General features: G+C 59.7%; 17 protein-coding genes. 8 read left to right on the top strand and 9 right to left on the bottom strand.

Going from position 1 to position 23,324, the window contains the following annotated elements; genetic code table 11:
* Positions 1–286: 286 nt before the first annotated feature.
* From ABLU88_RS02365 to yegS, 8 genes are all read left to right on the top strand, one after another.
* Positions 287–1,540, top strand: coding sequence for an MdtA/MuxA family multidrug efflux RND transporter periplasmic adaptor subunit (locus ABLU88_RS02365; protein ID WP_046877532.1), 1,254 nt, complete (start codon positions 287–289; stop codon positions 1,538–1,540).
* A complete protein-coding gene (locus tag ABLU88_RS02360; RefSeq protein ID WP_014838976.1) occupies positions 1,540–4,662 on the top strand; it encodes an MdtB/MuxB family multidrug efflux RND transporter permease subunit in 3,123 nt (1,040 codons plus the stop codon). Before ABLU88_RS02365 ends, ABLU88_RS02360 begins: the two co-directional genes overlap by 1 nt.
* A complete protein-coding gene (gene mdtC / locus ABLU88_RS02355) occupies positions 4,663–7,740 on the top strand; it encodes a multidrug efflux RND transporter permease subunit MdtC (RefSeq protein WP_016946935.1) in 3,078 nt (1,025 codons plus the stop codon).
* 1 nt (position 7,741) lies between these two features.
* Entirely contained in the window at positions 7,742–9,157 is a 1,416-nt protein-coding gene (locus ABLU88_RS02350) for an MFS transporter (RefSeq protein ID WP_014230099.1), read from the top strand.
* A complete protein-coding gene (baeS, locus tag ABLU88_RS02345) occupies positions 9,154–10,689 on the top strand; it encodes a two-component system sensor histidine kinase BaeS (protein WP_016946933.1) in 1,536 nt (511 codons plus the stop codon). Before ABLU88_RS02350 ends, baeS begins: the two co-directional genes overlap by 4 nt.
* Positions 10,686–11,408 carry a two-component system response regulator BaeR gene (baeR, locus tag ABLU88_RS02340; RefSeq protein ID WP_014230101.1) on the top strand — a complete coding sequence of 241 codons (723 nt, stop codon included), beginning with the start codon at positions 10,686–10,688 and terminating at the stop codon, positions 11,406–11,408. The genes baeS and baeR overlap by 4 nt, the downstream gene beginning before the upstream one ends.
* 328 nt (positions 11,409–11,736) lie before the next feature.
* Positions 11,737–13,098: a tRNA 5-hydroxyuridine modification protein YegQ gene (gene yegQ, locus ABLU88_RS02335; RefSeq protein WP_025107782.1), complete on the top strand. Its 1,362-nt coding sequence runs from the start codon at positions 11,737–11,739 to the stop codon at positions 13,096–13,098.
* Positions 13,099–13,342: 244 nt separating this feature from the next.
* A complete protein-coding gene (gene yegS / locus ABLU88_RS02330) occupies positions 13,343–14,236 on the top strand; it encodes a lipid kinase YegS (RefSeq protein WP_009654032.1) in 894 nt (297 codons plus the stop codon).
* On the opposite strand, the gene ABLU88_RS02325 is transcribed toward yegS, so the two are convergent.
* The 9 genes from ABLU88_RS02325 to ABLU88_RS02285 all read right to left on the bottom strand — a co-directional run bounded on the left by ABLU88_RS02325 (position 14,237) and on the right by ABLU88_RS02285 (position 23,324).
* The gene (locus ABLU88_RS02325; protein WP_016946930.1) at positions 14,237–14,707 is read right to left on the bottom strand and encodes a hypothetical protein; all 471 of its coding nucleotides are present in this window, start codon (positions 14,705–14,707) and stop codon (positions 14,237–14,239) included.
* Complete coding sequence (locus ABLU88_RS02320; protein WP_032719859.1) at positions 14,694–15,494, bottom strand: winged helix-turn-helix domain-containing protein; 801 nt, start codon at positions 15,492–15,494, stop codon at positions 14,694–14,696. Before ABLU88_RS02320 ends, ABLU88_RS02325 begins: the two co-directional genes overlap by 14 nt.
* A gap of 416 nt (positions 15,495–15,910) precedes the next feature.
* Positions 15,911–16,684, bottom strand: a complete 774-nt coding sequence (locus tag ABLU88_RS02315) for an ABC transporter ATP-binding protein (protein WP_014230105.1) — start codon at positions 16,682–16,684, stop codon at positions 15,911–15,913.
* 10 nt (positions 16,685–16,694) lie between these two features.
* Positions 16,695–17,558, bottom strand: coding sequence for an ABC transporter ATP-binding protein (locus ABLU88_RS02310; protein ID WP_049102831.1), 864 nt, complete (start codon positions 17,556–17,558; stop codon positions 16,695–16,697).
* The gene (locus tag ABLU88_RS02305) at positions 17,530–18,435 is read right to left on the bottom strand and encodes an ABC transporter permease (protein WP_025107786.1); all 906 of its coding nucleotides are present in this window, start codon (positions 18,433–18,435) and stop codon (positions 17,530–17,532) included. Before ABLU88_RS02305 ends, ABLU88_RS02310 begins: the two co-directional genes overlap by 29 nt.
* Positions 18,432–19,469 (bottom strand): ABC transporter permease, encoded by a 1,038-nt coding sequence (locus ABLU88_RS02300; RefSeq protein ID WP_032719862.1) that lies wholly within the window; start codon positions 19,467–19,469, stop codon positions 18,432–18,434. The genes ABLU88_RS02305 and ABLU88_RS02300 overlap by 4 nt, the downstream gene beginning before the upstream one ends.
* On the bottom strand, positions 19,466–21,088 hold the full coding sequence (locus ABLU88_RS02295; RefSeq protein WP_128334766.1) for an ABC transporter substrate-binding protein: 1,623 nt from the start codon (positions 21,086–21,088) through the stop codon (positions 19,466–19,468). The genes ABLU88_RS02300 and ABLU88_RS02295 overlap by 4 nt, the downstream gene beginning before the upstream one ends.
* 119 nt (positions 21,089–21,207) lie before the next feature.
* Positions 21,208–22,362 (bottom strand): mandelate racemase family protein, encoded by a 1,155-nt coding sequence (locus tag ABLU88_RS02290; RefSeq protein ID WP_032693712.1) that lies wholly within the window; start codon positions 22,360–22,362, stop codon positions 21,208–21,210.
* A gap of 299 nt (positions 22,363–22,661) precedes the next feature.
* On the bottom strand, positions 22,662–23,324 hold the full coding sequence (locus tag ABLU88_RS02285) for an HAD-IA family hydrolase (protein WP_316539936.1): 663 nt from the start codon (positions 23,322–23,324) through the stop codon (positions 22,662–22,664).

Here is a 23,324-nt window from a genome sequence, read left to right as displayed (position 1 = left end):
CCGGGGCCGCTTATTCACGCTGTATATCAGTTCAGATTCGACGTATTCCGCTGTGACCCTTAAGAAACAGCGGATGACGGGCAATAACTAACCGGATTCATCGCCCGGCTAAGCAAAATCATTAAGCGAATTTTACGCCTAACTATTCACCGTAACCGGCTCTGCGAAAAGCGTTTTTTACAGACATATCTGGACAGTCTTTTCATAATTCCTCCATTTTTAAGCAGCGTTCGCTGGCTAAACTAGTATCATTCCGTGAAACGTTTCAGGATGAGATAGCAAATTAATGAAAGGTAGCAATAAAAGCCGTTGGGCTGCGGTGCTGGTGGTCGCGATCGTCGCGGGCACCGCGTACTGGTTCTGGCAGGGTCGCGAAGCGGCAAACAGCGGCGCGCCGACGGCATCAGGCGCGCGTCAGCAGGGCCCCGGAGGCGGACGCCCCGGTCGTTTTGGCGCCGCCCTCGCGCCGGTACAGGCGGCCACCGCCACCAGCGAAGCGGTACCCCGCTACCTTTCCGGCCTCGGCACCGTGACGGCGGCGAATACCGTCACCGTCCGCAGCCGCGTCGACGGCCAGCTGCTGGCCATCCACTTTACCGAAGGCCAGCAGGTCAAAGCGGGCGATCTGCTCGCGGAAATCGACCCCAGCCAGTTTAAAGTCGCCCTCGCCCAGGCCGAAGGCCAGCTGGCCAAAGATCGTGCGACCCTCGCCAACGCCCGTCGCGATCTGGCGCGCTACCAGCAGCTGGTCAAAACCAATCTGGTTTCCCGGCAGGAACTGGACACCCAGCAGTCGCTGGTCAGCGAAACCCAGGGTACGATCAAAGCGGACGAAGCCGCCGTCGCCAGCGCCCAGCTGCAGCTGGACTGGAGCCGCATCACCGCGCCAATCGACGGCCGGGTCGGCTTAAAACAGGTGGATATCGGCAACCAGATCGCCAGCGGCGACACCACCGGGATTGTGGTGCTGACGCAAACCCACCCGATCGACGTGGTCTTTACGCTGCCGGAAAACCAAATCGCCACGGTGGTACAGGCGCAGAAGGCGGGGAAAAAGCTGGCTGTCGAAGCCTGGGACCGCACCAATAAACAGAAAATCAGCGAAGGCTCACTGCTGAGCCTCGATAACCAGATTGACGCCACCACCGGCACCATCAAGCTGAAAGCGCGCTTTACTAACCTGGACGATGCCCTGTTCCCGAATCAGTTCGTCAACGCCCGTATGCTGGTCGATACCGAGCAGAACGCGGTGGTGATCCCAACCGCCGCGCTGCAAATGGGTAACGAAGGCCATTTCGTCTGGGTACTGAACGATGAGAACAAGGTCAGCAAGCACACCGTCACGCCGGGTATTCAGGACAGCCTGAAAGTGGTGATCAACGCCGGGCTTTCCGCCGGCGATCGCGTCGTAACCGACGGTATCGACCGTCTGACCGAAGGCGCAAAAGTTGAGGTCGTCGAAGCCCACGATGCGGCAACCGCCGCCGAGCCGGAAAAAGCCACCAGCCGCGAATACGGTAAAAAAGGAGCGCGCTCCTGATGCAAGTGTTACCGCCGAGCAGCACGGGTGGCCCTTCCCGTCTGTTTATCATGCGCCCGGTCGCCACGACGCTGTTAATGGTGGCCATTATGCTGGCCGGAATTATCGGCTATCGTTTCCTGCCGGTTTCGGCGCTGCCGGAAGTGGACTACCCGACGATTCAGGTGGTAACCCTCTATCCCGGCGCCAGCCCGGACGTGATGACCTCGTCGGTGACCGCCCCGCTGGAGCGCCAGTTTGGCCAGATGTCCGGCCTCAAGCAGATGTCTTCCCAGAGCTCCGGCGGCGCGTCGGTGGTCACGCTCCAGTTCCAGCTCACGCTGCCGCTGGACGTCGCGGAACAGGAAGTACAGGCAGCCATCAACGCCGCCACCAACCTGCTGCCCTCGGACCTGCCTAACCCTCCGGTCTACAGCAAAGTTAACCCCGCCGATCCGCCGATTATGACCCTTGCGGTCACCTCTTCCGCCGTGCCGATGACCCAGGTCGAGGATATGGTGGAGACCCGCGTGGCGCAGAAAATCTCCCAGGTTTCCGGCGTCGGGCTGGTCACCCTCGCGGGCGGCCAGCGCCCGGCGGTACGCGTCAAGCTCAACGCCCAGGCCATCGCCGCCCTCGGGCTGACCAGCGAAACGGTGCGCACCGCGATAACCAGCGCCAACGTCAACTCGGCGAAGGGGAGCCTTGACGGCCCGTCGCGGGCGGTGACCCTCTCCGCCAACGATCAGATGCAGTCGGCGGAAGATTACCGCCGGCTGATTATCGCTTATCAGAACGGCGCGCCGATTCGCCTCGGCGACGTCGCCACCGTGGAACAGGGCGCGGAAAACAGCTGGCTTGGGGCATGGGCGAACAATCAGCGGGCGATCGTCATGAACGTCCAGCGCCAGCCGGGGGCCAACATTATCTCGACCGCCGACAGCATCCGCCAGATGCTGCCGCAGCTCACCGAAAGCCTGCCGAAATCGGTTAAAGTTCAGGTGCTTTCCGACCGCACCACCAATATCCGCGCCTCGGTCAGCGACACCCAGTTCGAGCTGATGCTGGCCATCGCCCTGGTGGTGATGATTATCTACGTCTTTCTGCGCAACGTCCCGGCGACGATTATTCCCGGCATCGCCGTACCGCTATCGCTGGTCGGCACCTTTGCGGTGATGGTGTTTCTCGATTTTTCAATTAACAACCTGACGCTGATGGCCCTGACCATCGCCACCGGCTTTGTGGTCGATGACGCCATCGTGGTGATTGAAAACATCTCGCGCTATATCGAGAAAGGCGAAAAGCCGCTGGCCGCAGCCCTGAAAGGGGCCGGAGAGATTGGCTTTACCATTATCTCGCTGACCTTCTCGCTGATTGCGGTGCTGATCCCGCTGCTGTTTATGGGCGATATCGTGGGCCGTCTGTTCCGCGAGTTCGCCATTACCCTGGCGGTGGCGATCCTGATTTCCGCGGTGGTGTCGCTGACCCTGACGCCGATGATGTGCGCCCGCATGCTGAGCCACGAGTCGCTGCGCAAGCAGAACCGCTTCTCGCGCGCCAGCGAGCGTTTCTTTGAGCGGGTGATCGCCGTCTATGGCCGCTGGCTGAGCCGGGTGCTGAATCATCCGTGGCTGACCCTGAGCGTGGCCCTCGGTACCCTGGTGCTGTCGATTATGCTGTGGGTGTTTATTCCGAAGGGCTTCTTCCCGATTCAGGACAACGGCATTATCCAGGGGACGCTGCAGGCGCCGCAGTCGGCGTCGTTCGCCAATATGGCCGAGCGCCAGCAGCAGGTGTCGGCGGCGATACTTAACGATCCGGCGGTGGAAAGCCTTACCTCCTACGTCGGCGTCGACGGTACCAACCCGGCGCTCAACAGCGCCCGCCTGCAAATCAACCTTAAGCCGCTGGACGAGCGCGACGATCGCGTGCAGACGGTGATCGGCCGCCTGCAGAACGCGGTGAGCGGCATTCCCGGCATTGAGCTTTACCTCCAGCCGACGCAGGATCTGACCATTGACACCACCGTCAGCCGCACCCAGTACCAGTTCACCCTGCAGGCCAACTCGCTGGACGCGCTCAGCAACTGGGTCCCGCAGCTGCTGGCCCGGCTGCAGGCGCTGCCGCAGCTCTCCGACGTCAGCAGCGACTGGCAGGATAAGGGCCTGGCGGCGTATATCAACGTTGATCGCGATAGCGCCAGCCGTCTCGGCATCAGCATGGCGGACGTCGATAACGCGCTGTATAACGCCTTCGGTCAGCGCTTAATCTCCACCATTTATACCCAGGCGAATCAGTACCGCGTGGTGCTGGAGCATGATACCCAGGCCACGCCGGGGCTGGCGGCGCTGGATAATATTCGCCTGACCAGCAGCGACGGCGGGATTGTGCCGCTGAAATCCATCGCCAGCGTCGAGGAGCGCTTTGCCCCGCTATCCATAAACCATCTCGATCAGTTCCCGGTTACCACCATCTCGTTTAACGTGCCGGACAACTATTCGCTGGGCGATGCGGTCGAAGCGATTCTTGGCGCCGAACAGGCGCTGGCGTTCCCGAGCGATATCCGTACCCAGTTCCAGGGCAGCTCTCTGGCCTTCCAGTCGGCGCTCGGCAGCACCGTCTGGCTGGTGGTTGCCGCGGTGGTGGCGATGTATATCGTCCTCGGGGTACTGTATGAAAGCTTTATTCATCCGATAACGATTCTCTCCACCCTGCCGACGGCGGGCGTCGGCGCGCTGCTGGCGCTATGGCTGGCGGGGAGCGAACTGGACGTTATCGCGATTATCGGCATCATTCTGCTGATCGGCATCGTCAAGAAAAACGCCATCATGATGATCGACTTCGCGCTGGCCGCCGAACGCGAGCAGGGCATGCCGCCGCGCGAGGCGATCTACCAGGCCTGCCTGCTGCGCTTCCGTCCGATCCTGATGACCACCCTCGCCGCCCTGCTGGGCGCGCTGCCGCTGATGCTCAGTACCGGCGTCGGCGCGGAGCTGCGGCGTCCGCTGGGGATTGGCATGGTCGGCGGTCTGATGCTCAGCCAGGTGCTGACGCTGTTCACGACTCCGGTTATCTATCTGCTGTTCGACCGGCTGTCGCTGTATATGAAGAGCCGGTTCCCGCGGCGTGAGGAGGAGGCGTAGGTGAAGTTTTTCGCCCTCTTCATTTACCGTCCGGTGGCGACGATTCTGATTTCGCTCGCCATTACCCTGTGCGGCATCCTCGGTTTCCGCCTGCTGCCGGTGGCGCCGCTGCCGCAGGTGGATTTCCCGGTCATCATGATTAGCGCCTCGCTGCCCGGCGCGTCGCCGGAGACCATGGCCTCTTCGGTGGCGACGCCGCTGGAGCGCTCTTTGGGGCGGATTGCCGGGGTCAATGAGATGACCTCCTCCAGCTCGCTCGGCAGTACGCGAATCATTCTTGAGTTCAACTTTGACCGCGATATCAACGGCGCGGCCCGCGACGTGCAGGCGGCGATTAACGCCGCGCAAAGCCTGCTGCCGAGCGGCATGCCGAGCCGTCCGACCTACCGCAAAGCCAACCCGTCAGACGCGCCGATCATGATCCTCACCCTCACCTCGGATACCTGGTCCCAGGGTGAACTGTACGACTTCGCCTCTACCCAGCTGGCGCAGACCATTGCCCAGATTGACGGCGTCGGCGACGTGGACGTCGGCGGCAGTTCGCTGCCCGCGGTGCGCGTCGACCTCAACCCGCAGGCGCTGTTTAACCAAGGCGTATCGCTGGACGCGGTGCGCACCGCCATCAGCAACGCCAACGTACGTAAACCGCAGGGGGCGCTGGAAGATGCCACCCACCGCTGGCAGGTGGCGACCAACGACGAGCTGAAGACCGCCGCCGAATACCAGCCGCTGATCGTGCACTATAACAACGGCGCGGCGGTGCGCCTCGGCGACGTCGCCAACGTCACCGATTCGGTGCAGGACGTGCGCAACGCCGGGATGACTAACGCCAAACCGGCGATTTTGCTGATGATCCGCAAGCTGCCGGAAGCCAATATCATCGAGACGGTGGACAGCATTCGCGCCCGCCTGCCGGAGCTGCAGCGCACCATCCCGGCCTCTGTCGATCTGCAAATCGCCCAGGACCGCTCGCCGACCATCCGCGCCTCGCTGGAGGAAGTGGAGCAAACGCTGGTCATCTCGGTGGCGCTGGTGATCCTCGTGGTCTTCCTCTTCCTCCGCTCGGGGCGCGCGACGCTGATCCCGGCGGTGGCGGTTCCGGTTTCGCTGATCGGCACCTTTGCCGCCATGTACCTGTGCGGCTTCAGCCTTAACAACCTGTCGCTGATGGCGCTGACCATCGCTACCGGCTTCGTGGTCGATGACGCCATCGTGGTGCTGGAAAATATTTCCCGCCATCTGGAAGCCGGCATGAAGCCGCTGCAGGCGGCGCTGCAGGGGAGCCGGGAAGTCGGTTTTACCGTGCTGTCGATGAGCCTGTCGCTGGTGGCGGTGTTCCTGCCGCTGCTGCTGATGGGCGGCCTGCCGGGAAGGCTGCTGCGCGAATTCGCCGTTACCCTGTCGGTGGCGATTGGCATTTCGCTGGCGGTCTCTCTGACCCTGACGCCGATGATGTGCGGCTGGCTGCTGAAAAGCGGCAAGCCCCACGAGCCGACGCGCAAGCGCGGGGTTGGCCGCCTGCTGGTGGCGATTCAGGGCGGATACGGCAAATCGCTGAAGTGGGTGCTGAAGCACAGCCGCTTAACCGGCCTGGTGCTGCTTGGCACCATCGCGCTGAGCGTCTGGCTCTATATCTCAATTCCCAAAACCTTCTTCCCGGAGCAGGACACCGGGGTGCTGATGGGCGGTATCCAGGCGGACCAGAGCATCTCGTTCCAGGCGATGCGCGGCAAGCTGGAGGACTTTATGAAGATCATTCGTGAAGATCCGGCGGTGGACAACGTCACCGGTTTTACCGGCGGCTCGCGGGTCAACAGCGGAATGATGTTTATCACCCTCAAGTCGCGCGATGAGCGCCATGAAACGGCGCAGCAGATTATCGATCGGCTGCGGAAGAAGCTGGCCAAAGAGCCGGGGGCCAACCTGTTCCTGATGGCGGTACAGGATATCCGCGTCGGCGGCCGTCAGGCCAACGCCAGCTACCAGTATACGCTGCTGTCGGACGACCTTGCGGCGCTGCGGGAATGGGAGCCGAAAATCCGCAAAACGCTGGCGGCGCTGCCGGAGCTGGCGGACGTCAACTCCGACAGCCAGAATAACGGCGCTGAGATGGATCTGATCTACGATCGCGATACCATGTCGCGGCTCGGCATCAGCGTGCAGGACGCCAACAATCTGCTGAACAACGCCTTCGGTCAGCGGCAGATCTCAACCATCTACCAGCCGCTGAACCAGTATAAAGTGGTGATGCAGGTCGACCCGGTCTACACCCAGGACGTCAGCGCCCTCGATAAGATGTTTGTGATCAACAGCGAAGACAAGCCGATTCCGCTCTCCTATTTCGCCAAATGGCAGCCGGCTAACGCGCCGCTGTCGGTGAACCACCAGGGGCTGTCGGCGGCGTCGACCATCTCCTTTAACCTGCCTACCGGCAAGTCGTTGTCGGAAGCCAGCGACGCCATCAACCGGGCGATGACCCAGATTGGCGTGCCGTCCAGCGTCCGCGGGTCGTTCGCCGGGACCGCGCAGGTGTTCCAGGAGACCATGAACTCGCAGGTGATCCTGATTCTGGCGGCCATCGCCACGGTCTACATCGTGCTGGGGATCCTCTATGAGAGCTACGTTCATCCGCTGACCATTCTGTCGACCATTCCGTCCGCCGGCGTCGGCGCGCTGCTGGCGCTGGAGCTTTTCGATGCCCCGTTCAGCCTAATCGCGCTTATCGGGATTATGCTATTAATTGGCATCGTGAAGAAAAACGCCATCATGATGGTCGATTTCGCCCTTGAGGCGCAGCGCAACGGCAACCTGCCGCCGGAAGAAGCGATCTTCCAGGCCTGTCTGCTGCGCTTCCGGCCGATAATGATGACCACCCTGGCGGCGCTGTTCGGCGCGCTGCCGCTGGTTATCTCCGGCGGCGATGGCTCCGAGCTGCGCCAGCCGCTGGGGATTACCATTGTCGGCGGCCTGGTGATGAGTCAGCTGTTGACCCTGTACACCACGCCGGTGGTCTATCTGTTCTTCGACCGTCTGCGGCTGCGTTTTTCGCGAAAAGTCCCTCAACCGGTAAGCGAATAACATGACAGATCTTCCCTCCAGCGTGCGCTGGCAGCTGTGGATAGTGGCCTTCGGCTTTTTTATGCAGGCGCTGGATACCACTATCGTTAACACCGCCCTCCCCTCCATGGCGCAGAGCCTCGGGGAGAGCCCGCTGCATATGCATATGGTTATTGTCTCCTATGTGCTGACGGTGGCGGTGATGCTGCCCGCCAGCGGCTGGCTGGCGGATCGGGTCGGGGTGCGGAATATCTTTTTTAGCGCCATCGTGCTGTTTACCGCCGGCTCCCTGTTCTGCGCGCAGGCCGCCACGCTCGATCAGCTGATACTCGCCCGCGTGCTGCAGGGCGTCGGCGGCGCGATGATGGTGCCGGTTGGCCGCCTGACGGTGATGAAAATCGTCCCGCGCAGTCAATACATGGCGGCGATGACCTTCGTCACCCTGCCCGGCCAGGTGGGTCCGCTGCTCGGCCCGGCGCTCGGCGGGATGCTGGTGGAGTACGCCTCCTGGCACTGGATCTTCCTGATCAACATTCCGGTCGGCATCGTCGGCGCCATCGCCACGCTGTGCCTGATGCCCAACTACACCCTGCAAACCCGGCGCTTTGATATCTTCGGCTTTATTCTGCTGGCCGCCGGCATGGCGACGCTGACCCTGGCGCTCGACGGTAAAAAAGGGCTCGGGCTCTCCCCCCTGTGGCTGACGGCGCTGGTGGCCATCGGCGCGGCGTCAATGCTGTGCTATCTGTGGCACGCGCGCGGCAACCGCAACGCGCTGTTTAGCCTGAAGCTGTTTACCAACCGCACCTTTTCTCTTGGCCTTGGCGGCAGCTTCGCCGGGCGTATCGGCAGCGGCATGCTGCCGTTTATGACGCCGGTGTTTTTACAGATCGGCCTCGGCTTTACGCCGTTCCACGCCGGGCTGATGATGATCCCGATGGTGCTCGGCAGCATGGGGATGAAGCGCATTGTGGTCCAGGTGGTCAACCGCTTCGGCTATCGCCGGGTACTGGTGACCTCGACGATTGGCCTCGCGCTGGTCAGCCTGCTGTTTATGGCCGTTGCGCTCGCCGGCTGGTACTGGCTGCTGCCGGTGGTGCTGTTCCTGCAGGGGATGATTAACTCCAGCCGCTTTTCTTCAATGAATACGCTGACCCTGAAAGACCTGCCCGACGATCTGGCCAGCAGCGGCAACAGCTTGCTGTCGATGGTCATGCAGCTGTCGATGAGTATCGGCGTCACTATCGCCGGGATGCTGCTCGGTCTCTACGGCCAGCAGCATATCAGCGCCGATGCGGCGATCGCTCATCAGGTCTTTCTCTATACCTACTTAAGCATGGCGGTGATTATCGCGCTGCCGGCGCTGCTTTTTTCCCGCGTACCGGATGACACCACGACCAATACCGTGATTCGTCGCCGTAAAAGGAGTGAGTCTTGAAGTTCTGGCGTCCCGGCATTACCGGCAAGCTGTTTATCGCGATCCTCGCCACCTGCATCGTGCTGCTGATCAGTATGCACTGGGCGGTGCGTATCAGCTTTGAACGCGGCTTTATTGACTATATCAAGCGCGGCAACGAACAGCGCCTGACCATGCTCGGCGATGCCCTGAGCGAGCAGTATGCCCAGCACGGCAGCTGGACGTTCCTGCGCAACAACGACCGCTTTATTTTCCAGCTGCTGAAAACCTTTGAGCGCGACAACGATGACCGCTCGCCGCCGGGCCGCGGTATGGGCCACGGTCCGATGGATGAGCCGCACGGTGGCCCCGGCCCGGAAGAGATGCCGCCGGACGCCGCGCCGGACCGGCCGCTCGACGGTCCACGCGGCGATCGTGGCGACCGCGGTCCCGGCCCCGATATGCCTCCGCACGGCTGGCGCACCATGTTCTGGGTGGTCGATCAAAAAGGACGCGTACTGGTGGGCCCGCGCGAACGCGTGCCGAAGGACGGTACCCGGCGCAGTATTATGGTCGACGGCGTTGAGGTTGGCGCGGTCATCGCCTCGCCGGTTGAACGCCTGACGCGCAACACCGATATCAACTTTGACCGCCAGCAGAAACGTACCAGCTGGCTGATTGTCGCCCTCGCCACGCTGCTGGCGGCGCTGGCCACCTTCCCGCTGGCGCGCGGCCTGCTCGCGCCGGTTAAACGCCTGGTTGAGGGGACCCACCGTCTGGCGGCCGGAGATTTCTCCACCCGCGTCGCCGCCACCAGCAGCGATGAGCTGGGGCGTCTGGCCAAAGATTTTAACCAGCTGGCCAGCACTCTGGAACGCAACCAGCAGATGCGCCGGGACCTGATGGCCGATATTTCCCACGAGCTGCGCACGCCGCTGGCGGTGCTGCGCGGCGAGCTGGAGGCGATTCAGGATGGGATCCGCAAATTTACCCCGGACTCCATCGCCTCCCTGCAGGCGGAAGTCGCCACCCTCACCAAACTGGTCGATGACTTACACCAGCTGTCGATGTCCGATGAAGGCGCCCTCTCCTACCAGAAAACCTCGGTGGATATCATCAATCTGCTGGAGGTCGCCGCCGGCGCGTTTCGCGAGCGCTTCGCCAGCCGCGGGCTGTCGATCGGCGTTTCGCTGCCGGAAAGCGCGACGATTTTCGGCGACCGGGATCGCCTGATGCAGCTGTTTAATAACCTGCTGGAAAACAGCCTGCGCTATACCGATAGCGGCGGCGGCCTGCAGATTAGCGCCAGCCAGAGCGGGGATATGCTGGTTCTCGATTTTGCCGATAGCGCCCCCGGCGTCACCGATGAACAGCTGGAGCGGTTGGTTGAGCGTTTTTATCGTACTGAGGGGTCGCGCAATCGTGCCAGCGGCGGCTCTGGTTTAGGGCTGGCGATTTGCCTTAACATTGTCGCGGCCCACGGTGGCACTTTGCGTGCCGGCCATTCGCCTTTGGGCGGGGTTAGCATTAAAGTAGAACTACCTCTGGAACGTAATTTATCGAGAGACGTATGACTGAATTACCTGTTGATGAAAACACGCCACGCATTCTTATCGTGGAAGATGAGCCCAAGCTGGGTCAGCTGCTGATCGATTATCTTCAGGCGGCGGGCTATGCGCCGACGCTGATTAATCACGGCGATCGGGTTCTCCCGTACGTTCGCCAGACGCCGCCGCATCTGATCCTGCTGGATCTGATGCTGCCCGGCACCGACGGTCTGACCCTGTGTCGGGAAATCCGCCGTTTCTCTGAGGTACCGGTGGTGATGGTCACCGCCAAAATCGAGGAGATCGACCGCCTGCTGGGGTTAGAAATCGGCGCCGATGACTATATCTGTAAGCCCTACAGCCCGCGCGAGGTGGTGGCCCGCGTGAAGACCATTCTTCGCCGCTGCAAACCGCAGCGCGATCTGCAGGCGCTGGATGCGGAAAGCCCGCTGATTGTCGACGAAGGTCGTTTTCAGGCTTCCTGGCGCGACAAGCTGCTGGACCTCACGCCCGCCGAGTTCCGCCTGCTGAAAACCCTCTCCCAGGAACCGGGTAAAGTCTTCTCGCGCGAACAACTGCTGAATCATCTATACGATGATTACCGCGTGGTGACCGACCGAACGATCGATAGCCATATCAAAAACCTGCGGCGTAAGCTGGAGTCGCTGGACGCCGAGCAGTCGTTTATCCGCGCCGTTTACGGCGTAGGGTACCGCTGGGAAGCCGACGCCTGCCGGCTGGCATAATTAGCCCCTGCCCGACTTTTCCCCGGCTCGCGCTGCGCTTAGCCGGGCTACTGGCTCACCGCCGTCTGCGGGCCGGGTAGCCCGGACAGGCGCGTCAAGCGCCGCCTCCGGGGAAAAAGCAGCGGCTGAAACCGGCAGATAGCGGCAGATAGCGGCAGCTTGATGCCTACCCGGAACTGATTTGCCGTCCGCTTATCGCCAAAGATACCCGACTGATATTTACTCCCCTCCCCGACGGCGCTACAATGCCCGCCCTTAATGTGGGGGCACTCCCCAACTCGCCGTACCGGGTGCGGCGAATCTGACCTGTCATCAGAACGAGAAAATCATGTTTAAACCGGAACTCCTTTCCCCGGCGGGAACGCTGAAAAATATGCGTTACGCTTTCGCTTATGGCGCAGATGCCGTTTACGCGGGCCAACCGCGCTACTCCCTGCGCGTGCGTAATAACGAATTCAATCACGAAAATCTGCAGCTCGGCATCAACGAAGCCCACGCGCTGGGTAAAAAATTCTATGTGGTGGTCAACATTGCCCCGCATAACGCCAAGCTAAAAACGTTTATTCGCGATCTGAAGCCGGTGGTGGAAATGGGGCCGGACGCGCTGATCATGTCCGACCCGGGGTTGATCATGCTGGTGCGCGAAAATTTCCCGCATATGGATATTCACCTGTCGGTACAGGCCAACGCCGTCAACTGGGCGACGGTCAAGTTCTGGCAGCAAATGGGACTCACCCGCGTTATTCTCTCCCGCGAGCTGTCGCTGGATGAAATCGCCGAAATTCGCAGCCAGGTGCCGGAAATGGAGATCGAAATTTTCGTCCACGGCGCGCTGTGCATGGCCTACTCCGGCCGCTGCCTGCTCTCTGGCTATATCAACAAACGCGACCCAAACCAGGGGACCTGCACCAACGCCTGCCGCTGGGAGTATAACGTGCAGGAAGGTAAAGAAGACGACGTCGGTAATATCGTGCATAAGCACGAACCGATCCCGGTGCAGAACGTCGAGCCGACGCTGGGCATCGGCGCGCCGACTGACCAGGTGTTTATGATTGAAGAGGCCAAACGTCCGGGCGAATACATGACCGCTTTCGAAGACGAACACGGCACCTACATCATGAACTCGAAGGATCTGCGCGCGATTGCCCACGTTGAGCGCCTGACCCAGATGGGCGTCCACTCGCTGAAAATCGAAGGCCGCACCAAATCACATTACTATTGCGCCCGTACCGCTCAGGTCTACCGCAAGGCTATTGACGATGCTGCCGCTGGCAAACCGTTCGACACCTCCCTGCTGGATACCCTGGAAAACCTCGCGCACCGTGGCTATACCGAAGGCTTCCTGCGTCGCCACACGCACGATGACTACCAGAACTACGAGCACGGCTACTCCGTTTCCGAACGCCAGCAGTTCGTCGGCGAATTTACCGGCGAGCGCAACGGCCAGCTGGCGGCGGTGGCGGTGAAAAACAAATTTTCCGTCGGCGACAGCCTTGAGCTGATGACCCCGCAGGGCAACGTTAACTTTACCCTCGAGCATATGGAAAACGGCAAAGGCGAACGCATGCCGGTGGCGCCGGGCGATGGCCACACAGTATGGTTGCCTGTTCCGGAAGATATGGCGCTGCAGTATGCGCTGCTGATGCGTAATTTTACTGGTCAGACGACCCGAAACCCGCACAGTAACTAGTTAATTTGGGTTATTTTTTCACGATGTAAAGATATTAGAAACGGATCACATACCGGTTCGTTCAAAGCAGATATCATCCATTTCGCTGAAAAACATAACCCATAAATGCTAGCTGTACCAGGAACCACCTCCTTAGCCTGCGTAATCTCCCTTACGCGGGCTTATTTTTTTATCACTCTCCCGGCCTTCCCTTTCCGCATGCGGTACACTTTATGCATCATTGAGCAACAAAGGTCCCCTGATAATGTCCACGTTTCCAGCCAGCTTACTGATTCTGAATGGTAAAGGCGCCAATGAACCGTCCCTGCGAGAGGCGGTTAAACTGTTACGCGACGAAGGTATCGATATTCACGTCCGCGTCACCTGGGAAAAGGGCGATGCCGTTCGGTTTATCGATGAAGCCCTGACGCTGAACGTCGAAACGGTGATTGCCGGCGGCGGCGATGGCACCATCAATGAGGTGGCGACGGCGCTGGTGGAGCGCGACGGCAATCTGGCGCTGGGGATTTTACCGCTGGGCACGGCGAACGACTTCGCCACCAGCGTCGGCATCCCTCAGGATCTGGCCAGCGCCCTGAAGCTGGCCATCGTTGGCCGCGATGTGGCGATAGATGTTGCACGGGTTAACGATAAGACCGGTTTTATTAATATGGCCACCGGCGGTTTCGGCACCCGAATCACGACCGAAACCCCGGAGAAGCTCAAGGCCGCGCTGGGCGGCGTCTCTTATTTAATCCACGGCCTGATGCGCATGGATACGCTTAAGCCGGACCGCTGCGAAATCCGCGGCGAGAACTTTCACTGGCATGGCGACGCGCTGGTCATCGGCATCGGCAACGGGCGCCAGGCCGGCGGCGGCCAGCAGCTGTGCCCGGAAGCGTTAATCAACGACGGCCTGCTGCATCTGCGCATTTTCACCGGCGAAGAGCTAATCCCCGCGCTGTTCAGCACCCTGGCCAATCCGGAAACCTCGCCGAATATTATCGACGGCGTCTCATCGTGGTTCGAGATCACCGCTCCCCACGAGATGACGTTTAATCTCGATGGTGAACCGCTAACCGGCAAAACCTTCCGTATGGAGCTGTTACCGGCCGCGCTACGCTGCCGACTGCCGCCGGACTGCCCGCTGCTACGTTAATCAGGTTTCGCAAAGCAAAGACGGCGCCCGGCTGGTATACAGCAGCCGGGTACGTTCGTTGAGCCGCTGGATGTTAAGGTAAAACGGCACCTGCGGCTGGAGGAAAAACGCTGGCAGGATACGCTTTACATGCTCCTCCTGCTCGGTCTCGCCGATGCTGGCTGAGACGGTTTCCGAACGCAGGAAGTAGTGCTGGCCGTCGCGGGTAAAGCTAAACCAGATGTTCTGATTAATGGTAAACGCAGCGCCCTGCGGCGGCGTAATTTCCCCCCGGACCATCGCCAGCCCGCGATTACTATCAAATACGTAGCGTAAGGAAATATCGCCCTGGTAGCCTGCGTTAATTAGCCGCATCTCGCCGCTGCACTGGAAATGATTGCGCTGCCAGTATTGCCAGGATTTTATCATTATTCCGCTAAGCACCCCGATAAATACGATAGCGATTAACCATTTAATTTCACGCGGGCGCATTGGCTACCTCCTTAATGTAATATTTGGTGAGGCATTGATTATCACGCCATTGACTAAATGGCTGACGGCAGCGAATCACCGACACCCGCGCTTGCCCGGGATAAAGCGTCAAATAAATCCACGAGTATTCTTCACATTCAAATTTGCTGCGCTTGATAAAATTGACATGACGAACGTGATCAACCACATCATTATTGGCAAAGAAATGACATTGTTGCGAAAGTTTAGCAATTATGGGCGAATAAGTTTGCAAATAAGAGTCGAATTCTGTTTGCCACGCAACAAAACCGCCGACCAGACAGCTCAGCAGCGCCGCAAGCCCCCATAACAGAGAGCATCGCGGCCTTAACCGCTTTTTTTCAGGCACACTCGCAGCCGCGACCTCCTCGTGCACGGGCCCATCTACGGGCACCTGTGGCTCCGGCGCCTTCTCCATCTCGCACGGCTGAGACTCCGTCACCGATATTGTCGCATCCAGCCTGACGCCAACCCTCGGCAGCGTAATAATAATATCGCCCTCCATGCCCAGCTCTTTAAATGCCCGGCGCAGCAGAGAAATATTCTGGTAGAAACCGTTGCTGGTTACCTGGGAGCCATGCTTTATCCACACTTCCTCGAAAAAGGTTTCGCGGGCAACGGTTTTGCCATCCTGCTGAATAAGCAGCAATAAACAACGGCTGGCCGGCATATTTAATGAAACCGTTTTCGTCTCGTCAGCAATGAGTATTAGAGCACCACGTTGAGGAATAAATGTAATTATTCCATTAATCGTATATGTTTTTTCCATCCTGTTCCCTGAGAATAGTAATCAAGTGGATAAGCGGCATGGGTACCCTACTCTAAATACGGTAATCCTTTATGACGCAGCTGATAACTTAAGATTATTCGCAGGCGAGTTTACTCTATTACTCAGCGGATCTGGAGGCGTAATGCGCAGTTTTTCCTTGCAATTAACAAGGTTTAAATGAATTTACAGCATGGAATATTTTGAGATTTGAAGAAAATCTGGTTATTTATTTCAAAATGAATAATAAACACAAGTTATGATTCCATATATTTTCATTCATACAACAGATACTTTCATTTTAGATCTAAACACCACTTTTACATTAATAGACGATATTTATAACTATTAATACATATCATTTCAAAGTTTTATCCAAAAACAGGGCGCATTGTCCGCGAGACAATGCGCCATATCGCTTAGTATGCCGCCACCTCGCGCGCCATTTCGCGCGTATATTGCCGGCTGGCGTTAACCAGCATCTGCGTATAGGCCGTTTGCGCCTCGCCGTTGACCAGCGCATCGACCGTCAGGGTTTCAAGGATTTTCCCGTACTGCATTACCGCCACCTTCTGGCATAAATGGGCAATGACGCCCAAATCGTGGGTCACCATCAGGTAAGTGAGTTTAGCCTCCTGCTGCAATTCTGCCAGCAGGTTGAGGATCTCGGCCTGCACCGACACATCCAGCGCCGACGTCGGCTCATCCAGCAGCAGCACCTGCGGCTCAAGGATCAGCGCTCTGGCAATCGCCACGCGCTGCCGCTGGCCACCGGAAAGCTGATGCGGATAGCGTTCGCGAAACGCACGATTGAGGCCCACTTTGTCCAGCAGCGCATGAATCCGCCGGTCGCGATCGTGAATGCGATGAATCTGCAGCGGCTCTTCAAGGATATCGCCAATGGTGTGACGGGGATGCAGCGATCCGTACGGGTCCTGAAATACCATCTGCACCTGACGGCAGCGCTCGCGGCTAATCTCATGCCCTAAGCGCTGCCCGTCAATGGTTAACTCCCCCTGCCAGTGGGTAAACAGCCCCGCCAGGCACTTCAGCACCGTGGTTTTGCCGGAGCCGGACTCCCCCACCAGACCGTAGATCTCGCCGGGCTTAACGTGGAAATTAACGTCGTACAGCACCTGGTTACGCTTCTCCCCTTCGCCAAACGCGAGGTTGAGACGTTGAACTTCAATCATCATCCACTCCTTATTCCGTTAACCAGCTGGCCTGGCGCTGCAGCACCGGCAGTATCGGGCGACGATGCTGCATATCCGGCAGCGAGTTAATCAGCCCCTGAGTATAGGGATGGCGGGCGTTATCGAGATCGCAGGCGGCAATAGACTCCACCACCCGTCCGGCGTACATCACCAGCACGCGGTCGCAAAAGCTGCGCACCAGGTTGATGTCGTGGCTAATAAAAATCAGCCCCAGCCCGCGCGACTGAACCAGATCATCCAGCAGGCCCAGTACCTGCAGGCGCACCGACACGTCCAGCGCGGAGGTCGGCTCATCGGCAATCACCAGCTCCGGGTCGGTAATCAGCATCATGGCAATCATGATGCGCTGCCCCTGTCCGCCGGATATCTCATGCGGATAAAGCTGATAAACGCGCTCCGGCTGGCGAATACGCACCACCTCCAGCATCTCCAGCGCCTTTGCCTTCGCCTCATCTTTGCGTCCCGGATGATGGGTCAGCCAGGCCTCGGCGATTTGCTTACCGACGCAGACCACCGGATTAAGCGAATATTTCGGGTCCTGCATAATCATGGAGATACGTTTGCCGCGCACGCCGCGCATCTGCACTTCAGTAAGATGCAGCAGATCGAGGTTGGCAAACTGCATCCGGCTGGCGCTGACGCGGGCCTTTTTCGGATGCAGCTGCAGCAGGGCGCGCCCAACGGTGGATTTACCTGAACCGGACTCGCCGACAATGGCCAGCTTTTCGCGCCCCAGCTGGAAGGAGACGCCGCGCACGGCATGGGTCACCGCGCTGCCGTTAACAAAGTCGACGCACAGATCGCGCACATCGAGCAGCGGAGCATTATTCGCTGCGGGGATCGAGGATGTCACGTAGGCCATCTCCTAAGAAGTTAAACGCTAAGCTGTTGATCAGAATCGCCAGCCCCGGAATCGTAACCACCCACCAGCACTCCATCATGTAAGTGCGCCCGCTGGAGATCATCGCCCCCCACTCCGGCTCCGGCGGCTGCGCGCCGAGCCCGAGAAAGCCCAGACCGGCCGCGGTCAGAATGATCCCGGCCATATTCATGGTGATACGGATAATGACCGAGGGCAGACACAGCGGCACGATATGGCGCCAGAGGACGCGGGCCGATGATGCGCCCTGCAGACGTACGGCGGAGATAAAATCGGCCTGGCGCAGAGAGAGCGTTTCGGCGCGCGCCAGGCGGGCTATCGGCGGCCAGGCGGTGAGCGTGATGGCGATAACCACGTGCTCCAGCCCCGGACCTAAGGCGGCGACAAACGCCAGCGCCAGGACCAGACTCGGGAAGGAGATGAAAATATCGGTGACGCGCATCAGCACCATATCGACCTTACCGCCAAAATAGCCGGCGCTGACGCCGAGCAGCAGCCCGAGCGGACCGACGGTCACCGAGACCAGCAGCACGATATAGAGCGTGATGCGCGAGCCGTACACCAGGCGGCTAAAGATATCCCGGCCAAACTCATCGGTGCCGAACCAGTGCTGCGCGTTCGGCGCGACCAGCGCGCTGTTGAGGTCCTGCACCAGCGGGTTATACGGAGCAATCAGCGGCGCGAAAATCGCCACCACCAGCAGCAGAAAGATAATTCCGCCGCCGATGGCCGTTAGCGGGTTGCGCGCCATTTTGCCGATAAACCCGACGGCCCGCGCCGCCGCGCGTTGCAGCCGCTGACGGCCTTCGCCCGTGCCGCCCGAAAGCGGCGAATCCAGAGAAACGGTCATGATTTTGTCCTCGGGTCAAAGAATTGATACAGCATGTCGGAGAGCAGGTTGAGCATCACGAAGATCGCCCCCACCAGCAGCACGCAGCCCATTACCGCATTCATATCGCCCAGCAGCAGGCTACCGGTGAGGTAGGAGCCGAAACCCGGCCACGAGAAGACGGTTTCAATCAGCACCGCGCCTTCCAGCAGCGCGCCGTAGGCCAGCGCCACCACCGTCAGCAGCTGTACGAGGATATTGCGAAACGCATGGTTCCAGATGACCTGACGCTCGGTCAGCCCCTTCACCCGCGCGGTAATAATGAACTCCTGCGACAGCTGGGCCAGCATAAAGCTGCGGGTCATGCGGCTGATGTAGGCCAGCGAGTGAAAGCCCAGCAGCGAGGCGGGCAGAATCAGGTGATTAATTGCGTTCCAGAAGACCTGACCGTTGCCCGCCAGCAGCGCATCAACGGTCATCAGCCCCGTGCGGCGCGGCACCATACCGTCCAGACCAAGGTCCACCCGTCCGGCGCCGCCCACCCAGCCGAGCCAGGCGTAGAAGACTAAAAGCCCCATCATCCCGACCCAGAAAATCGGCGTCGAGTAGCCCGCCAGGCTGATAATGCGCACAACATAATCGGAGACACTATTGCGCCGCGCCGCCGCCAGCACGCCCAGCGGAATACCGAGGCCCGCGCCGACGAGAATCGCCATCGTCGCCAGCTCCATGGTGGCCGGAAAGACGCGGATAATGTCGTCCACCACCGGTTTCCCGGTCAGCAGCGCGTTGCCCAGATCGCCGTGCAGCAGGTTGACGAAATAGATGCCAAACTGGGTGGTCAGCGATTTATCAAACCCCAGCTGATGGTAAACCTGCTGGTAGGTACTCTGGTCAGCGTCCGGGCCAACAATCGCCAGCACCGGGTCGATGGGCATGACGCGGCCAATAGTGAAGGTCAACAGCAGCAGGCCGAACAGCGTAATCACCACCTGCAGCAGCCGTTTTGATAAGCGCCGGCCGCGTGAGCCGGGCGCAAGGATTGCGATACTCATCCTTTCTCTCCTTCGCGGACTTTATCGACGTCACGCAGAAAAGTGGTGGCAGAGGGGTGCGGCTGATACTGCCGCACCTCGTTACGCACCACCACGGAATCGACCATCTGCGAAAGCGGAATGAGGGCCGGGACCAGCTGGTCGTAGCGCGTCTGGATGGCCTGGTAGTCGGCCACCTGTTTTTGCGGATCGCGTTCCAGCAGGGCGCGGTCAATCATCGCGTTGAGCTGTGGGTCGTAAAAGCCGGTGCGCCAGCCCTGGAAGTTGGTCAGGCGCGCCTCATCGCTGTTATCCGGGTTATAGACCAGCGCGCGCAGGCTGGAGTGCGGGTGCGGCTCCATTCCGCTGCCGCCGCGTCCTACCAGCAGGTCAAATTTACGCTCGCGCATCGCGCCGTAGATCTGGTTACCGGTGCCGGTGATAATTTTGGCGTTAATCCCCGCCTGCATCAGCGTCGACTGCACGGCGATAGCAATGTTCAGGAACGGCTGATCCGAGAGGACCCGCAGCGTGGTATCAAAGCCGTTGGGATAGCCTGCTTCCGCCAGCAGCTTTTTCGCCCGCGCCACGTCCAGCTTATAGCCCGGGTCGGGCAGCGTTGACGGCATGCCCGCCTTAATCGGCCGCTGGTGCAGCACCCCGTAGCCCGGCATCAGCGCTTTATTGATGCCCTGGTAGTCAATCAGATAGCGCACCGCTTCACGCACTTTCGGATGGGCGAAGTGCGCCTCTTTCATGCTCATCGCCACGTAGTACATGGTGCCGCGCTGCACCGCGTCGACGGTCAGCTGGGGGTCGCTGCGCAGGGCGTTGATGTCGGAAACCGCCATATTGTTGGCAATATCGAGGTCGCCTTTTTCGATCATCAGGCGCAGGGTTTGCGACTCCTGGAAATGGCGCAGCACCACGCGGCTCATTTTCGCCTCGCCGCGCCAGTAGTCAGGATTGCGCTTCATGCGCAGCACATCTTTCGCCTGCCAGGTTTCCAGCGTGAACGGCCCGGAGCCGGCTTCATGGGTGGTCAGCCAGCGGTTACCCCAGTCGTTATCCTGCTGGTGGCTTTGCACCGTTTTGCTGTCGAGCACCCCGAGGTTGCCCAGCGCCGCCAGCGAGTAAATCACCAGCTGCGGATCGTTATCTTTGGGTAACTCGATTTGCACCGTGAAGCGGTCCGGCGCGCTGACCTGGCTGTCGATGTTTTTCTGACTGAAGCCGTAGGATTTCCATACCGAGGCCTGCGCCAGGTTGAGGTGCAGGATGCGCCGCATCGACCACACCACGTCGGCGGCGGTCAGCGGATTGCCGGAGTGAAATTTCACGTCGTCGCGCAGATGAAAGGTCAGGGTTTTGCCGTCGGGGCTGATATCCCAGGATTTCGCCAGCGCGGGCTTAACGTTGGTGAGCTGCTCAGGGTCAAGCTCCACCAGCGAGTCGTAGAGGTTGACCACGATCCCCACCACTTCATTACCGGTCATCGCCGCCGGGTCCAGGGTGAGCAGGTTATTCATATTCATACCGATGATGAGCTGGTCGGGCGGCGTTTTCGCCATCGCCGCCCCGCTCCCCATCGACACGGCGAGCGCGAGCAAGCACGCTGCCAGTCGGGAGGTTTTTTTCATATCTCTGTTTGCCTGTACTGTAGGGTACATGTTGCCGGATGACGGCATTTTCGCCTTATCCGGTCTACCGGGCCGCAGACCCGATAAGCGCAGCGCCATCGGGCATTTATTTTTTTGAATCAGTCGTGGCTAACGGTATTGGCTTCGATATACGCAAAATTAATGTCTTCGCCGAGGCCCGGACGTTGTGACAGATGCACAAAGCCCTGGTCATCCATGGGGTCGACAAGGCTGTTGAGATAAGCCGCCGGTTCATCGTAGTCGAGGAACGGATGCAGCAGGCCGCGCTCGTACCAGCGGCAGTTGCGGATCGCCCCGACCACCGCCAGGCTTGCCGCGCCGTTGCCGTGGACTTCGCAATCCATGCCGAAAGATTCCGCCAGCGCCGCGACCTTCATGGTCGGGGTAATACCGCCCACGCCGTTAGCGCCGGCGCGCAGAATGTCGCAGGCTCCGGCTTTCACCCATTCGGCGCGCATGCGGTGCTTACCGCCGAAGCTCTCCGGCCCGACGATGGGGATCGACAGGTTTTCCGCCAGCCACGCGTAGGAGGACATCGAATCCTCCTCCATCGGCTCCTCAAACCAGGCGAAGTTGAGTTTTTCCAGCTCTTTGCCGATCCACAGCGCCTCGGCGCGGCTGTACCAGTGATAGCCGTCAATCATCAGGTCAATATCCGGCCCCACCGCTTCGCGCACCGCCGCGCAGGCTTTAATGTCCATTTTGGGATTGGGCGCAAAAGAGATTGGCGGCATCCAGGTGTGCAGCTTGATGGCCTTGTAGCCGCGGGCGACCAGCTTTTCGGCAAAGGCGGCATACTCTTCCGGGGTCGACAGACCACCCGGCAGATCGTCACCGCACATCGTGCTGCCGTAAGCCGGGACGGTGTCGCGATAGCCGCCGAGCAGCTTGTAAACCGGCATCTTAAGGCTGCGGCCTATCAGGTCCCACAGCGCCTGTTCAATAAACGACAGCGCGCGCTCGGTCAGCTGGTGAGCGCTGCCGCGCTGCCAGTGGTTAAGATCCTGCCAGATACGCTCGCGGTTAAACGGGTCCTGCCCCACCAGCACCTTGCGGAAAAAGGTATTCACCACGAACGGGCGCACCACTTCCGGAGGCGCAAACGAAAAGCCCTGCGCGCCATCATCGGCGGTGATGGTCAGCATCGCCATTTTGGCCATGCTTTCAGCCCCCGGATGGGAGTGCCCGGCGCTGTCGGAAACCCGACGCGTGGGATACTGGAAAACGGTGACATTTACAGATTCAATTTTCATGCTCGGTCCTTATCACGGCCAAATCCGATCGATAGAAGCAAATCGGCAAAGTGGTTTCACATTATTGAAAATATGTTTCAATATCTAATCTAAGCACAATTACGCAGCAGTGCCTCGGACAAACACCGCTAAGCAAGGCAATAAATTTGGGCATTGGCACAACAAGGCGTGACTGTTTTCACAAAAGATAAGCGAAATGTGAGGCGGATCGGCATGGTGAAAAAGGGGGGCGTGAGCGCAGAAAAGAGAGTAACCGACCGTGTACATCCCGGGATTTTCTGCGCTCACGAAAGGGTGAGTTATTCGACCGCCTCTGGCTCGGCGGTGAGGGCTTCCAGCAGTTCAGGCAGCGCCCGATAGCGGCCAGCGGCGCCCTGAAAACGCGCATGCTGGCTATCTTCGGCAATCACTATCGTGGCAATCCCCGCCGCCCGGGCGGCGCTAAAGCCGTTGAAGCTGTCTTCGATCACCAGGCACCGGCTGGCGTCGAGATTCAGCTTATCCAACGTCGTCAGATACACCGCCGGATGCGGTTTGCCCTGCGCTTCATCGTCCGCGCTGCAAATCACATCAAAATAGTGCCAGAGCGAGAGCTTGTTCAGCACGGCGGTGATAACCTGCCGGGACGAGGAGGTGGCGAGGGCAATTTTATAACCGGTATGGCGAAAATAGCGTAACGCCTCATGCACGCCGCGCATCGGCTCGCCTTCGGCGGCGATCAGGCCGGTAATACGCTGCAATATCGCGGCCTCAAGCCGCTGCGGGGCAAGCTCAAGCTGGCAATAGCGGCACCAGGTGCGGGCAATATCATCGAGACGTTTGCCTTTGGTCAGGGTTTCGCACTCCTCGACGCTCGCCGTTGCCCCCCACTGCGCGAGGGCGTCGATTTGCGCCTGCCGCCACAGGGCTTCGGAATCAATAATTACGCCATCCATGTCAAAAATCACTGCCTGAATACTCAT

Origin of the sequence: Klebsiella sp. GW_Kp182, from assembly GCF_040062275.1 — a bacterium.
Lineage (GTDB): Bacteria > Pseudomonadota > Gammaproteobacteria > Enterobacterales > Enterobacteriaceae > Klebsiella > Klebsiella michiganensis.
Note: the sequence above shows the minus strand (reverse complement) of the source record. Positions and strands in the feature narration are given on the sequence as shown.

What these genes read in the sequence shown, in the direction of transcription:
- ABLU88_RS02290 (WP_032693712.1), bottom strand. Translation starts at nt 22,362, where the DNA reads ATGAAAATTGAATCTGTAAATGTCACCGTTTTCCAGTATCCCACGCGT.
- ABLU88_RS02360 (WP_014838976.1), top strand. Translation starts at nt 1,540, where the DNA reads ATGCAAGTGTTACCGCCGAGCAGCACGGGTGGCCCTTCCCGTCTGTTT.
- yegS (WP_009654032.1), top strand. Translation starts at nt 13,343, where the DNA reads ATGTCCACGTTTCCAGCCAGCTTACTGATTCTGAATGGTAAAGGCGCC.
- ABLU88_RS02315 (WP_014230105.1), bottom strand. Translation starts at nt 16,684, where the DNA reads ATGATTGAAGTTCAACGTCTCAACCTCGCGTTTGGCGAAGGGGAGAAG.
- ABLU88_RS02300 (WP_032719862.1), bottom strand. Translation starts at nt 19,469, where the DNA reads ATGAGTATCGCAATCCTTGCGCCCGGCTCACGCGGCCGGCGCTTATCA.
- ABLU88_RS02295 (WP_128334766.1), bottom strand. Translation starts at nt 21,088, where the DNA reads ATGAAAAAAACCTCCCGACTGGCAGCGTGCTTGCTCGCGCTCGCCGTG.
- yegQ (WP_025107782.1), top strand. Translation starts at nt 11,737, where the DNA reads ATGTTTAAACCGGAACTCCTTTCCCCGGCGGGAACGCTGAAAAATATG.
- baeR (WP_014230101.1), top strand. Translation starts at nt 10,686, where the DNA reads ATGACTGAATTACCTGTTGATGAAAACACGCCACGCATTCTTATCGTG.
- ABLU88_RS02320 (WP_032719859.1), bottom strand. Translation starts at nt 15,494, where the DNA reads ATGGAAAAAACATATACGATTAATGGAATAATTACATTTATTCCTCAA.
- ABLU88_RS02325 (WP_016946930.1), bottom strand. Translation starts at nt 14,707, where the DNA reads ATGCGCCCGCGTGAAATTAAATGGTTAATCGCTATCGTATTTATCGGG.
- ABLU88_RS02285 (WP_316539936.1), bottom strand. Translation starts at nt 23,324, where the DNA reads ATGAGTATTCAGGCAGTGATTTTTGACATGGATGGCGTAATTATTGAT.
- ABLU88_RS02305 (WP_025107786.1), bottom strand. Translation starts at nt 18,435, where the DNA reads ATGACCGTTTCTCTGGATTCGCCGCTTTCGGGCGGCACGGGCGAAGGC.
- ABLU88_RS02365 (WP_046877532.1), top strand. Translation starts at nt 287, where the DNA reads ATGAAAGGTAGCAATAAAAGCCGTTGGGCTGCGGTGCTGGTGGTCGCG.
- ABLU88_RS02350 (WP_014230099.1), top strand. Translation starts at nt 7,742, where the DNA reads ATGACAGATCTTCCCTCCAGCGTGCGCTGGCAGCTGTGGATAGTGGCC.